The organism is Halorhabdus sp. CBA1104 (assembly GCF_009690625.1).
Taxonomy (GTDB): Archaea; Halobacteriota; Halobacteria; order Halobacteriales; family Haloarculaceae; genus Halorhabdus.
In genome coordinates this window covers 1,736,487-1,748,827 of the sequence record NZ_CP033878.1, presented here as the reverse complement: position 1 = coordinate 1,748,827, position 12,341 = coordinate 1,736,487, and the positions used below count along the sequence as shown (strand labels likewise).

General features: G+C 61.6%; 17 protein-coding genes and 1 tRNA gene. 9 read left to right on the top strand and 9 right to left on the bottom strand.

Annotated features, from left to right (window positions below; translation table 11 throughout):
• Nucleotides 1–46: 46 nt before the first annotated feature.
• Together Hrd1104_RS08845 and Hrd1104_RS08840 are read left to right on the top strand one after the other, a co-directional pair.
• Entirely contained in the window at nucleotides 47–421 is a 375-nt protein-coding gene (locus Hrd1104_RS08845) for a MarR family transcriptional regulator (protein WP_154552419.1), read from the top strand.
• Nucleotides 414–776 (top strand): hypothetical protein, encoded by a 363-nt coding sequence (locus tag Hrd1104_RS08840; RefSeq protein WP_154552418.1) that lies wholly within the window; start codon nucleotides 414–416, stop codon nucleotides 774–776. The genes Hrd1104_RS08845 and Hrd1104_RS08840 overlap by 8 nt, the downstream gene beginning before the upstream one ends.
• Nucleotides 777–779: 3 nt before the next feature.
• Here the strand turns inward: Hrd1104_RS08840 and Hrd1104_RS08835 are convergent, their stop codons facing one another.
• Together Hrd1104_RS08835 and Hrd1104_RS13110 are read right to left on the bottom strand one after the other, a co-directional pair.
• On the bottom strand, nucleotides 780–1,586 hold the full coding sequence (locus Hrd1104_RS08835; RefSeq protein WP_154552417.1) for a ZIP family metal transporter: 807 nt from the start codon (nucleotides 1,584–1,586) through the stop codon (nucleotides 780–782).
• Between the two features lie 122 nt (nucleotides 1,587–1,708).
• A complete protein-coding gene (locus Hrd1104_RS13110) occupies nucleotides 1,709–1,990 on the bottom strand; it encodes a hypothetical protein (RefSeq protein ID WP_195837566.1) in 282 nt (93 codons plus the stop codon).
• Nucleotides 1,991–2,062: 72 nt separating this feature from the next.
• Between Hrd1104_RS13110 and Hrd1104_RS08825 the strand changes: the two genes are divergently transcribed.
• Complete coding sequence (locus Hrd1104_RS08825; protein ID WP_154552416.1) at nucleotides 2,063–3,292, top strand: RNA-guided endonuclease TnpB family protein; 1,230 nt, start codon at nucleotides 2,063–2,065, stop codon at nucleotides 3,290–3,292.
• Here the strand turns inward: Hrd1104_RS08825 and thpR are convergent.
• The 3 genes from thpR to Hrd1104_RS08810 all read right to left on the bottom strand — a co-directional run bounded on the left by thpR (nucleotide 3,223) and on the right by Hrd1104_RS08810 (nucleotide 4,743).
• Nucleotides 3,223–3,801: an RNA 2',3'-cyclic phosphodiesterase gene (gene thpR, locus Hrd1104_RS08820; protein WP_154552415.1), complete on the bottom strand. Its 579-nt coding sequence runs from the start codon at nucleotides 3,799–3,801 to the stop codon at nucleotides 3,223–3,225. The genes Hrd1104_RS08825 and thpR overlap by 70 nt on opposite strands.
• A gap of 72 nt (nucleotides 3,802–3,873) precedes the next feature.
• Nucleotides 3,874–4,302, bottom strand: coding sequence for a DUF86 domain-containing protein (locus tag Hrd1104_RS08815; RefSeq protein WP_154552414.1), 429 nt, complete (start codon nucleotides 4,300–4,302; stop codon nucleotides 3,874–3,876).
• The gene (locus Hrd1104_RS08810) at nucleotides 4,303–4,743 is read right to left on the bottom strand and encodes a nucleotidyltransferase family protein (RefSeq protein ID WP_154552413.1); all 441 of its coding nucleotides are present in this window, start codon (nucleotides 4,741–4,743) and stop codon (nucleotides 4,303–4,305) included.
• A gap of 85 nt (nucleotides 4,744–4,828) precedes the next feature.
• Here Hrd1104_RS08810 and Hrd1104_RS08805 point away from each other — a divergent pair, with 85 nt between their 5' ends.
• Nucleotides 4,829–5,581: a tetratricopeptide repeat protein gene (locus tag Hrd1104_RS08805; protein ID WP_154552412.1), complete on the top strand. Its 753-nt coding sequence runs from the start codon at nucleotides 4,829–4,831 to the stop codon at nucleotides 5,579–5,581.
• 25 nt (nucleotides 5,582–5,606) lie between these two features.
• Nucleotides 5,607–5,897: a DUF424 domain-containing protein gene (locus Hrd1104_RS08800; RefSeq protein WP_195837652.1), complete on the top strand. Its 291-nt coding sequence runs from the start codon at nucleotides 5,607–5,609 to the stop codon at nucleotides 5,895–5,897.
• Between the two features lie 321 nt (nucleotides 5,898–6,218).
• Here the strand turns inward: Hrd1104_RS08800 and Hrd1104_RS08795 are convergent.
• Nucleotides 6,219–6,291 (bottom strand) — tRNA-Pro (locus Hrd1104_RS08795).
• Between the two features lie 124 nt (nucleotides 6,292–6,415).
• Here Hrd1104_RS08795 and Hrd1104_RS08790 point away from each other — a divergent pair.
• Nucleotides 6,416–6,694 carry an amphi-Trp domain-containing protein gene (locus Hrd1104_RS08790; RefSeq protein ID WP_154552410.1) on the top strand — a complete coding sequence of 93 codons (279 nt, stop codon included), beginning with the start codon at nucleotides 6,416–6,418 and terminating at the stop codon, nucleotides 6,692–6,694.
• Between the two features lie 14 nt (nucleotides 6,695–6,708).
• On the opposite strand, the gene trmY is transcribed toward Hrd1104_RS08790, so the two are convergent.
• Nucleotides 6,709–7,305: a tRNA (pseudouridine(54)-N(1))-methyltransferase TrmY gene (trmY, locus tag Hrd1104_RS08785; RefSeq protein WP_154552409.1), complete on the bottom strand. Its 597-nt coding sequence runs from the start codon at nucleotides 7,303–7,305 to the stop codon at nucleotides 6,709–6,711.
• Between the two features lie 84 nt (nucleotides 7,306–7,389).
• Entirely contained in the window at nucleotides 7,390–8,034 is a 645-nt protein-coding gene (locus tag Hrd1104_RS08780; RefSeq protein ID WP_154552408.1) for a class I SAM-dependent methyltransferase, read from the bottom strand.
• A 174-nt stretch (nucleotides 8,035–8,208) separates the two neighbouring features.
• On the opposite strand from Hrd1104_RS08780, the gene Hrd1104_RS08775 reads away from it, so the two are divergent.
• Nucleotides 8,209–9,765: an alkaline phosphatase family protein gene (locus Hrd1104_RS08775; RefSeq protein ID WP_154552407.1), complete on the top strand. Its 1,557-nt coding sequence runs from the start codon at nucleotides 8,209–8,211 to the stop codon at nucleotides 9,763–9,765.
• Between the two features lie 32 nt (nucleotides 9,766–9,797).
• On the opposite strand, the gene Hrd1104_RS08770 is transcribed toward Hrd1104_RS08775, so the two are convergent.
• The gene (locus Hrd1104_RS08770; protein WP_154552406.1) at nucleotides 9,798–10,322 is read right to left on the bottom strand and encodes a metal-dependent hydrolase; all 525 of its coding nucleotides are present in this window, start codon (nucleotides 10,320–10,322) and stop codon (nucleotides 9,798–9,800) included.
• Between the two features lie 91 nt (nucleotides 10,323–10,413).
• Between Hrd1104_RS08770 and Hrd1104_RS08765 the strand changes: the two genes are divergently transcribed.
• Together Hrd1104_RS08765 and Hrd1104_RS08760 are read left to right on the top strand one after the other, a co-directional pair.
• Complete coding sequence (locus tag Hrd1104_RS08765; RefSeq protein WP_154552405.1) at nucleotides 10,414–11,274, top strand: STT3 domain-containing protein; 861 nt, start codon at nucleotides 10,414–10,416, stop codon at nucleotides 11,272–11,274.
• 168 nt (nucleotides 11,275–11,442) lie between these two features.
• A complete protein-coding gene (locus Hrd1104_RS08760) occupies nucleotides 11,443–12,288 on the top strand; it encodes a TrmB family transcriptional regulator (RefSeq protein WP_154552404.1) in 846 nt (281 codons plus the stop codon).
• Nucleotides 12,289–12,341: the final 53 nt, after the last annotated feature.

The window sequence follows — 12,341 nt, the reverse complement described above, 5'->3', positions numbered from 1 at the left end:
TAGGTGGGACAATACATTCAATACAATCCGATACAAAGAATCGAGCATGCCGATCAGTAAGGATCGATTTCAGGACCTCTCCGACGACGAGACAGGGGGGCCACGGCCGGGAACCAACGCGGCCACAATATTGGACTTTCTCCGGGAGAACCCCGAGAAAGCGTTCACGCAAAGCGATATCGCGGCGGCGACCGACGTGAAGACGGGGTCGATCGGGCCGACGCTCGTTCGATTGCGCGAGCGTGGTCGGGTCGACCACCGTGGGACGTACTGGCGGGTCAGCGATCACGACCGGAGTGTCGAGGCGGCAACCGATCACGCGGGAGCGAGTCTCGCCGACCGGGAACGTGATGGAGAGACGCCATCGTACGACGAGTGGCAGGCGTACGCGGTCGATCCACGCGAGGAGTCGGATGAATAACGATCCGTTCGATGCAGGGGACGTCTTTTGGGCACCGGATCCGTACAATGCTGGGGAGAACCCTCGCCCGTGGCTCGTTCTCACAGCCGAGGGGATCCCGTACGGTGGCGAGGAATATCTCTGTGCGGGCCTCACCTTGAGTGACCTGCCCGAAAACATCGAAATTACCGACGACGACTGGCGTACAGGGAACCATCCTGAGCGCACGTCCTATTGCTCGCCCTGGGTCCTCGCGACGGTCAAACACGACGCGGTGGCGAACCCCCAGGGAACGGTGACCACGGATTTCAGGGAACGCGTTATCGGGCGCAGTGTCGACTATCTCACGGCAGATCTCGACGTGTCGCTGCGGTGACGATCACACCACCGCCAGCGGCACCATCAACGCGATGCCGGCGGCCAGCCCTTCGACCAGTTCGCGATAGCCACCGCCGGGCAGCGACGCGCCGGTCTCTAAGGCTTCCGGGATGAACTCCGTCGCCACCAGATAGATCATCGCGCCGGCCGCAAAGCCAAAGCCATACGGTAAGAAGTCCTGTGCGAGGCGGACGAACGCGAACGCGAGGACAGCCCCGATGGGCTGTGGTAAACTGGAGAAGACGGCCCACCAGACCATGCGCCACTCGGAGATCCCCATCGAGCGCAACGGGATCGAAATGGCCACGCCTTCGGGGATGTTGTGGATCGAGATCGCGATCGTCATGAAGATCGCCAGAATCGGGACCGTCGCGCCGAACAGAAGCGGTCCCTGGGCCCCGTCGAGACCGAGTTCGGCGAAGGAGACACCGACGGCGACACCCTCCGGGAAACTGTGGACCGTCAGAATGCCCAGGATGAGCACGAGCTTCTTGAAATCGGCTTCTGCGTACTCTTTGGGGTCGAAATCGGTATCGTCGAGCACTCGATGTGCGACGATGACGAGGAGGACACCCGCCAGCATGCCGACGGCCACTTCGATCAGTGTCCCTCCCGCGGATAGCCCTTCCATGATCAGCCCGAACAGCGACGCCGCGAGCATGATTCCCGAGGCCAGCCCCCACAATCCGACGTACCACCGATCGCTGATGTCATCAACCAGGAAAAACGGGATCGCACCCAACCCCGTTGCTAACGCGGTGATCAATCCCGCGACGAAAACCAGCGTGAGATTAGCCAGCAGTGCCATCGGCTGTTCGTTGGGCCGTGGACCACTTAATAATTATCACTTTCCATACCAATTTTGGCCAGGCTAAGTACTTTACCCAGCCTAAATCGGCGGTGCGTACCACTTAGCGCCCCGAGTTCATATCAGAGTTCAAATGATTCGATGGTCGCATACGCTGGACCGTCGTCGGTCAGAACACTCTCGGTCACCCGGATGTCTTGGACTTGGAGGGTACCGACCGTCGGATCCTTCTCCTGGAGCACGTTCTGGACGAGTTCCTTCCCGCCGGCGTGGTTCATAGAGATTGCGAGGCGGATACCCCGACCCTTGAGGTCGGGGAGGACAGCGCGGAACTCCGTTCCGCGGGCCGTGCGAGCGGGCCTGCGGCCCGCGAGCAGAAGCCGACACTCGACGACACAAACCACACGCGATGGCAAGTCCGACTCCCCAACGACTGAAAAAATACTTTCAAGTATCTCTAAGCATACTAATGAAGTATGGAGGTCGTCCGCAACATCCAGCTAAAGCTCGACGTTCCCGAGGACGCTCACAGCGTCCTCGATGAGACGTTCGAGCAATTCCGTCAAGCGGCCCAACACGTCGCTGACGCTGGATGGAACGACGACCCCACAGAAATCGAGGACACAAAGAACACGCTCCACAACCAAACCTACACGGAGGTTCGGGAGCAGACCAGTCTGCAAGCCAGTCTCGTCCAATCCGCCCGCAACCTCGCCGCCGACGCACTCGGCAACTGCAAAGACCGAATCCTCGACGACGGCAAAAAGGCAAGCAAGCCCGAGTTTCGAGGGAGTGTCGTCGTGTACAACGGGCGAACCATCACGTACAACGACGACCACGTTACCCTCGCCACCGTGCGCGACCGCGTGACCGCCGAGTTCGTCACGCCCGAAGACGACGAGGGCACGCCGTTCGCGGAATATTGGACAGATGACTGGGAGCGCAAGGAAGCAACACTCCACAAGCGTGACGGCACGTACTACCTCCACGTCGCAGTCGAGAAAGAAGTCGAAACCGTTGATTCTGGCGACGAAGCGACCGAGAACGGAGTGGTTCTCGGCGTCGATTTGAACGTGGACGGTCACCTCGCCGTCACCAGTACAGGAGCGTTCTTTGGCAATGTAGACTATCTCAACCACAAGCGCGACGAGTATGAACGTCGGCGTGGTAATCTCCAACAGACGGGCACTCGTTCCGCGCATCTCACAATCAAGAGCGTCGGCTCACGGTTCGCTCGGTGGAGTGCAGACTACCTCCACCGCGTCTCGAAAGCCATTGTGCAGGAAGCCGTCGAGAACGACTGCACAGCGATTGCGTTCGAGAACCTGACGCATATCCGCGAGCGTATCTCGAACGCCTCGAAGTTCCAGCAGTGGGCATTCCGTGAACTTCAACGCCACGTCGAATACAAAGCCGAAGAATACGGCATCGATGTTGACGATGTTGCGCCTGCTTATACGAGTCAGCGGTGCAGTCACGGCGAATGCGGGTTCACGCACGAGGATAATCGTGATGGTGACGAGTTCGAGTGTCTGAAGTGTGGAAAGGAACTCCACGCCGACTATAACGCCGCTCGGAATATCGGGTGGCGTCTCCTCCAGCACTGGCTCAAGTCTGGGGCTGGACGGGCCATCAGTCAACTGGCCCTCAAGTCAGGGACGCTGAACGCGAACGGCACTTTCACGCCTTCCGCATTACGCGGATAGAGTGGGAGTCCACTGACAAGCCTCGGGGTCGTTCGAGAGAGCTTCGCTCTCTCGTGATGACGAGACGCCTCCGGCGTCTCGAACCACTTGACCCCGAGGCGGTTGACGCGGGCCAGCGTGACGTGTGGGGTGAAGTCGTGCTCTTCGGGATCGAACCCCATCGCAACTGTACGTTCCTCGATTGCCTCGTGCAGTCGGGTGAGTTGCTCGCCCCCTTCGCGGACACCCAGCCAGACGACCCTGATGTAATCCGTGCTCGGGAACGCGCCCAGGCCGCCGAGCTCGGTCTCGAATGGCTCGACGCCGCTTTCATCGACCGCGGCCGCGAGTTCGTCGGTGAGTTCGGGCACTTGGTCGGGATCAGTGTCGCCGAGGAATTTCAGTGTGACGTGGGCCTGGTGTGGGTCGACGACGTTCAGGCCCGACACAGCCTCGAAGTGTTCTTGGACTGGGGCGACCGCCTCGCCGAGGCCGTCGAGGTCGACGCTGACGAACAGTCGCTTGCTCATACGTCCTTCTCTAGTGCTGTCTTTTTCAGCGTTACACCAGATTTGTTTGTGTCAATCATCATGCCCGAACTGTTACGATTCCTGCTTGCGAAACCACTGGGCAACTTCCTGTTGAAACTGTTCGAACCAGTGCAGGTCTTCATGAAGTACCTCGTACACTGTTTCGTGATCTACGTCCCCATACCGATGGGCGAGTACATTTCGGAACCCGACGGCTTCTTCGAGTCGTTCTTGCGTCTCGGCGGAGATGATGCCTTCTTTGCCGAGAGCTTCGATCTCTTCTTTCGATGTCCGCGCCGCCGTCAGATCCTCGGCGGCACGAATATGCTGGGCAAGGTCGATGCACGACTGAATCAGATTCATGAACGTCCGCTCGACCGCCCGCTGAATCACGATATCCGAGACGTACTGGTCCTTCGACAGCCCACGCATCTCTTCGAGGTCGTGCGCAAATTCGTTGACCTGTTCCAACTTGGTCACGACTACTTCCTCGTCGACCATCTATAACTCTCCTTTCGCCAGACGATCGATGAATTCTCGACGTTCCTGCTCTCGTCGCTCAGCAGACGTCTCGTACTCGGATTCGACCCGCTTGCGGTACGCGTTAATCTCCTGTTCATCACCGACGAGTCGAATTCCATCCCGGAGTGCCGCACGTGCAACGGGTACTGGTAGCGCTTCGATATCACTCACGTCGACGAATCGCTCGGCATACGTCTGTAGTTCGGCGTCGAGTCGATTTCGATGCCGAAAGCGTTCTTTTGACGTCATCTCGTCCGGAAACTGGAGTGCTACGTCGACATCGGAAGATTCGTGAGCCGTGTCGCTTACGAGCGAGCCGAACAGGACCGCAAAGAGAACGTCCGAATTCCGCAGATATCGGCGGATTCCCTCCACATCCACAGCATCGTCGACCAGGTCCGCCACACGGTCGTTCGTCATAGTTTATACTACGGCCCGGTGTACAAAATGATTCGGCCGCTGCGCGGACGTAGCCCTTAACCATTCGACTCGCGTAGACCGTTTCATGACTGACGACTCCGAAGACCATCGTTTCTCCGAGGGCCAGGGCTTCTCAGAGCCCTACGAGGGCTTCGATCTGGAACCGCCTGAACTCGCCGTCGATCCGGATGCGGTCGATCCCGTCGACTCGCGGGTAGTCGGGGATCTACTGGACGAACATGCGATCCCTGACGAGGAAGTCGACGCCGAGAGTTTACTCGACGTGGGCCTAGAGTACACGCGCATCCAGCGCTTCGAGGAGGCCACCGAGGCACTCGAACGGGCCGCTCGCTTTGCCGACGACGACGCGATCACCCAGGAGGCCTGGGTGAACAAGGGTGTCGCCCACGCCGAACTCGAGGAGTACGACGCGTCGATCGGTGCCTACCGGGAAGCGTTGAACATCGACGCCGAGTCCGAACACGCCGCGACCGCGGAGACGAACCTCGCCTACGCACTCTGGGAATCCGGCCAGTCCGAGCAGGCCTTAGAACACGCCGAACGGGCCGTCGAGATCGACCCCCGCTTCGCCCAAGCCTGGTACAATCGCGGCTTTTTCCTGCTTGAACGCGGGCTCGCCGAGGACGCCATCGATGCCTTCGACAATGCCGTCAGACTCGGCTTCCGGAGCGCGGACCTGCTGGAACAGAAGGCCCGTGCCCACGAACAGGTCGGTGAGGACGAACGCGCCGAAGAACTCGTCGAGGAGGCCGACGAGTTGCGCCAGGAAACCGAAGAAGAGATGATCGATCAACGCCAGCAGGAGCTGCGCGAGTAGCATGAGTGAGAACGCGAGTGACGGTCTGTTGGTCTCCGAACGCGAGACTGAAGACGGACTGCTCGTCGCCGTCTGTGACGCCGATATTCTCGGCGAGACGTTCACCGAGGGCGATCTCTCTCTTTCGGTCACCGAGGACTTCTACGGCGGCGACGTCGCCGACGCCGAGCGCGTCGCCGCGAGTCTCGCGAAGTGTGACACGGCCAACCTCGTCGGCGAGACAGCCGTCTCGATTGCCCTCGAGCAGGGCTTTGTCGACGAAGCCAACGTGCTGGATATCGACGGCACGCGTCACGCGCAGTTAGTCTGGATGTAGATTCGGTCCAAGCCCGTCTCGCTTCCTTGATTGACGCTTCGGGTGACTCTGTGTCGAGATTGACGACCATTCCATGCCCCCGTGGGTCTGGTCGTCGCCGCGAACCGCGACATAGGCGCCGCTCTCCGGGACTTCGCTCGTCCCAGAGCAGGTGAAACAGCTATGGCCTGTTCGTCTGGCCGGTCGAGTCGGTCCTGATTGTTTCTTGGTGTCGTCTTGGGCTACGAGAGCACTTGCCCGGCGCGAATCCGCTTGCTCTTCCATTTCGCACTCACGACGGCCCGTTCGCTGTCGCTCACGGTCGCGACGTGGGGTGAAAAGTGGGCCGGCGCGAATTCGAATCGCGGTTACGGCCACCCGAAGGCCGAAGGATACCAAGCTACCCCACCGGCCCGCAGTCGAACTCTTGCCGGCGTTTGCCTTTAACTCTTGCGAGACACGTCCAGTCGGGCGAATTTGTCGGCGCGCGGATTGTTAGTGCTGAAACACTTATCCCCTTCTCGCGCCTCTGTTCACCTATGCCAGAAGAAGTACTCTTCGAGACGGAACGTTCGCTGTCCCGTGACGAAATTGCCTCGTATCTCCGGACTGTCGCCGACAATCTCGACGGTGGCGACCCGATTTCGCTGTCGGCCGGCGACCAGTCGGTCACCATGGACCCGCCGGCACGGCCGACGTTCGAAGTCAAGGCCGAACGCGAGGGGCCGGCTGATGGCCACGGTGAACTCAGCGTCGAATTCGAACTGGAGTGGGACGAAAACGCCAGCGACGACGGTGGCGATCTCCGGATCGAGTAACGGCCGTCGATCGGTCAGAAGGTTTCGAATCCGTCCGTGTCGAGATAGTTCTGGGCGACAGTGATCGCGTGATCGGCGTGGACCGCGGTCGGCCCCAGCCGAATTCGCCTCGCGTTCAACTCTTCGAGTAGGCCCTGTTCGGCGTCGGTGAAGTCCTGGTGATCCGAGAGTACGAACACCGGATCGGCCGGAACGCCCCCGTCGATTATCGGCGTCCCGTCCTCGTGGAGTTGCAGGAGTTGTCCCTCCGCGGCAGCGTCACGCAGGGCGGCCTCGACACCGCGTCGCGAAAGATAGATCCCGGGCGACGTCTCGACTGCCTGGTGGCCGATCGCCGCCTCCCGGCGCTCTAACGCATTCCGGATCCGGGCGGCCGTGCTGCGCTCGTCGGGGTTGAGGCCCTGTAGCTCGCGCCCCTCCAACCGGAGCGTGAATTCATCGCCCAACACCAGGCGAACGCGAACGTCTTCGCGAATGTCGTGCGATCGAAAGAAGGCGGCGTTCAGACACCGACAGAGCACGTCGAGGCGGCCCGCCGAGCCCGGCAAGTCCTCGAGCGAGAATTCGGGCGTCGTCGGGGCCTCGTGGCCGAGTACGACGAACTGGCGCATAGACGGTTCTCGGACGCGAGTGTGTTTTAGCGCGTCGACTTGGTTCCACTGAGACGACAGTGACTCGGTTCGCGCCCAGAACAGTTACGTACGCACTTCCAGCGTCCCGCGAATGAACGGCTGTACGGGCGGCACTCCCATCTCCAGGGTCGTCAGTTCCCGGACGTCGAAACGGTCGTGGCCACGCAACGTGGCCTCGGTGTCCCGGTTTAGGTGGCAGCCGGCCGCCGCGCGCTTCCAGACCGGATTGACGGCAGTCTGGAGGTGTCCGGTCCAGCCGTCGGCGGCGACGTGTTCGAGGAGCCGCAACTCGCCACCCGGCTTGAGGACGCGGGCGACCTCATCGAGTGCCGCTTGCACGTCGGGGATCGTACAGAGCACGAGCGAGGCGACGACGGTGCTAATCGAATCGTCGTCGTCGGGCAGCGATCCCGCGGGATCCGGTCGGATATCGATCGCCAGATCGAGGTCCTTGGCCCGCGACTCGGCCCGCTGTCGCATGTGTGTATCTGGTTCGATCGCGTGGCAGTCGAGACTCGATTCGTCGGTTGCGGCGGCCGCGAAATAGGGGAACATCGCGCCGGTCCCGGCCCCGAGATCCAGGACTGAGCCGTCCAGCCCACGCGCGAGGTACTCGCGGTGGTCACCGAGCAGCCGCTCGTCGAAGGGCGCGGTCAGCGGATCGTAGATGGCGGCCACGAGCCGGTGGCCTGTATCGTCGTCAGTCATCGTCTTTTCACCTGTGTCCCGCTGTTCATCTACCTTTCTTAGGGGATCGATCCGGTTGTGGGTTGGGTTCGGGGTAATTGGAACGGAGTCACAGCGGGCAGCCCTCTCCAGGGGGCGACCACCTCAAACCGGGAACAGAATACCTTTAGTGGCCATTGGCTCAGTACAACCTAGATGAAACCGACCGTCGTCGTCGGCCTCGACGGGGCCAACTGGCCGCTGTTAGAGCCCTGGATCGAGGCGGGCCACTTGCCGACCATCGAACGTCTCCGCGAGGAGGGGGCCTCGGGGGTCTCCCGCAGCCACCTCCCGCCGGTCACCTGCCCGAACTGGAAGTGCTACGCCTCGGGGAAGAACCCGGGCAAACTCGGTGTCTACTGGTGGGAACGCATCGACACCGAGGCCCGCTCGATGCACCTGCCCGACTCGACTGACTTTACGAGTCCGGAACTGTGGGACTATCTCAACGATACCGGCCACCGGACGGGCGTCGTCAACCTCCCGATGTCCTATCCCCCGCGGGCGATCGACGGCCCGATGGTCGCCGGCGGGCCGCGTTCGGGTGAAGACGACTACACCGAACCGCCCGAGTTGCAGGCCGAACTGGAAGATCGCTTCGACTACCGTGTCCACCCGGCGAACGTGCTGACGTCAAACGAGGACGCCGACCGCGAGGTCGAGATGGTCCACGACCTGCTTCGGACCCGCCTGCGAACGGCCCGAACGTTACTGGAGGAAGACGAGCTGGACTTTCTGCACGTCACGCTCTTTCACCTGAACGTCCTCCAGCACTACTTCTGGGACGGACCCGAAACACGCGAGGCCTGGGAGATCGTCGACGAGGAACTGCGCCACTTCCTCGAGGGTGAGTACAACCTCGTGTTGATGTCCGATCACGGTTGTACGGAGATCGACACGGTGTTTTACGTCAACCGGTGGCTCGAAGAGCAGGGCTACCTCTCGACGACCGCGAGTCTGGCCTCCCGGCTGCACGACCTGGGCTTCACCCAGGAGCGAATCGCCGGGATCGTCCGCTCGTTGGGCCTCGAACAATACATTCGGCCGCTGGTGCCCCGGCGGATTATCGAGCGCTTCCCCAGCGACGAGGGCGTCCAGCGCGAGGCCAAGTTATCTGCAGTCGATTGGGAGGAGACGACGGCGATCGGCAGCGGGCAGGGATTGGTCTACGTCAATGCCGACGACGAGGCCGAACGCGAGTCGATCCTGCAGGATCTCCAGGCTGACCTCGCCGACGCGACGAGCACGACGGGCGAGCCGATCGCCAGAGAGATTTATCGGCCCGAAGAGATCTATACCGGGCCGTACGTCGATCTCGCGCCGGATCTGGTGTTCGACCAGCGGCCGGGCGTCCACACGAGCGGGGCCATCGGCGGGGACAGCGTGGTGACCGAACCCGACGACTGGCGGGCCGAGAACGTCCCCGCCGGCATGGTCCTGTTCCACGGCGAGGACGTTGCTACGAATGATCTGGGGACGATCCGGATTTCCGATATCGCGCCGACCGTGTTGCACTGGCTGGACCAGGCCGTGCCGGCTGATATGGACGGCCAGCCCGTTCTCTCGGCGTTCGGGGCGGACAGTGACACGGCGACTCGGGAAGTACGGACGCGTGAACCGCTTCCCGAACGTGGTTCGGCGGGCGGTGACGGGCGTGAGGGCCTGGACGAGGACGTCGAGGAACGCTTGGAAGATATCGGCTATCTGGCGTAGCTGTTGGCGTAGCGGTTGCGGGCAACGAGCTATTATCTGCCGTCGAAGACACGCAATCCAGGATTGCCATCGACGGTCCAGACGACGATTGCGACGACGACCAGCGCCAATTGGCCGGTAAACCACGGCGTCAGGTCGATACCCATCAAGTGGGCGAGAAAGCTCTGGGTTGTAGGATAGTCGATGGGCGGTATCAGCGGCCAACCGAGAAAGCCAACGTGGTGTATCTGACCGACTGTCAGCGGATAGACTACATCTCCTAATAGATGGGTGACGTGTCCAGTTCCGAGTGCGACGATCGCCGTCCGATAGCGGCCGCTCGAGCGATAGGCCGCGACGAGCAGCAACGGGACGAGGATGAGGAGTGAGTGACCGAACGATCGGCCACTCGGTAGCACCTGGAGCGTCCAGGCCAGTGGTTTATCAATCAGATCCGGCAGTTGCGTTCCGACGACCAGCCAGATCGTCGCGAGGTCACCGGGCGGATGGTCGGTCAGCACGCGTTCGAACGCCGTGTATAGCAGGTATCCAGCAGCCAGGTGTCCCCAGGGCCACATCACGAGTCGAAACGCGAGTGGGACGGGTAACCCTTGTGACTCGCCCGACTGGCTCCGAACGTTTAATACACTTCTCGCTGGTGGGTCGGATATGGCTGACGTCCGGGAGGCGACCGACTCCCTTCTCGAAGAGAAACCCTATCTCGCGGATTCGTTCCGCGAGTTAGTGGAACTTGACGAGAAGGAGCCGTGGTCGTTTGACGATACGTCCCTTGATTCTGGGGATTTCGGTGAGATCGTTTCCAGGGGTATTGTCACGGAAGGCGATAACGGCTACCGGCTTGCCGATCGGGATGCGGTACTGGCGGTACTCGATGGGACGGAACCCCCCGAAAGTACTGACGAAAGCCAGCTCGGAGGCTGGTCGTTTCCCTTTCAAGTCCCATCCGTAGACCGTCGAACGGCGGCAGTTCTCTGTGGCGCACTCCTCGTGGTGGCTTTCGCCCGAATTGGTCTTGCATACGGGAGTGTATTCCGCAACGGCGACGTCGTCCTCGCTGGCAACGACCCCTACGGGTACCTGTACTGGGTTGAGGAACTGCTCCGTACGAGCAGTGCGTTCGATTTCGGGGCGTTTTCGGAACTGCCGACGAGGGGATACACACGGGACACACTGACAGTCGTCGTGCTGTGGTGGGCGAGTGCGCTGGTCGGCGGGGCACCCGACGTCGCCGGTCGAATTCTCGCCTGGTATCCGCCACTCGTTGGCGTCGGGTCTGCGTTTCTCGTCTATCTGCTGAGTGTTCGACTCACCGCGGATCGCCGGATCGGCATCGCGGCTGTCCTCCTCCTCGCTATCACGCCTGCACACGCGTTCCGAACCATGCTCGGCTTTGCCGACCACCACGCGTTCGACTATCTCTGGCTCAGTCTGACAGCCTACGGTCTCGTGGTGCTCGCAATTCAACGCCGCCATCACGCTGGGGGCGGTCGTCTGCTCCGGACGACTTGAGCACGCGAGCGTTGGGAGCGTGCACAGCGAGGCCCCGACGGTCAAGCGGGGGCTTTCAGAATAACCTTTCCTCGACACGAATCCCTATCCGGACATACCTGCCGTCCTGGACCTGCACACCACCGCGCGAGCGTACCCTTAATTGCCGTCCGGGCAAACGCTCCGCCAATGACCGACGACAGCGCCCAACAGCTGTTCGATCGCCTCGACCTCCGGGAGTACGAGGCCACGGCCTTGCGACAGCTGCTCACGGTCGGGCGGACGACGGCCCCGAATCTCGCGGAGGCAACGGGGATCCCGCGGGCCCGGATCTACGAGGTACTGTCCACTCTCGCAGACGCCGGGTACGTCACGGAGATCCCCGGCCGTCCCAAGGAGTTCGAGGCCAAACACCCCGAAACGATCGTCGAGCGGGCCATCGAGAATCGCCGGCAATCCTTCGAGACGTTCCGGGAGGACGTTCAGTCCCTCCGTGCCCCCTTCCTCGAGGAATTCGGCCCACTCTACGAACGAGCCAGCGGGGACGTCACGCCCACGGAGGACCTCTTTCACGTCGTCGACGTCGGCCAGCCAAGCGAAACCGAAACGCGCCAACTTTATGCCGATGCCGAGGACGAAATCTGTGTCCTCACCAAGGGCTTTGAGTACTTCGAGGCGATCGAACCGGCCTTCGCCGACGCCTACGCGCGTGACGTCTCGATACGCGTGCTCTTGCTCGATCCGGCCTCCCTCTCTGAGACCAACCGAGACATTCAAGCTGCTGTCATCGACCGACTCCAGAGTGAGTACCCGGCCGTCGAGGTACGATTCAGCAACGAGGCCCTTCCCTGGCGCGGGACGCTCGTCGATCCGAGCATGGACTACGAGACCGGGACGGCGATCGTCCTCGTCGAGGAAAAAGACGTTCCGCTGTCGATGCGCCAGGCGGCCGTCACCGAGAACGGTTCGTTCGTCGCCGGTCTGGGTCGATACTTCGAGTTGATCTGGGGCCACGACAGTACGCCCGTCACGTGAGTGTACAAACGGCCAGCAGGGGATTTCGGAGTGATGACGGACTGTATCCTATC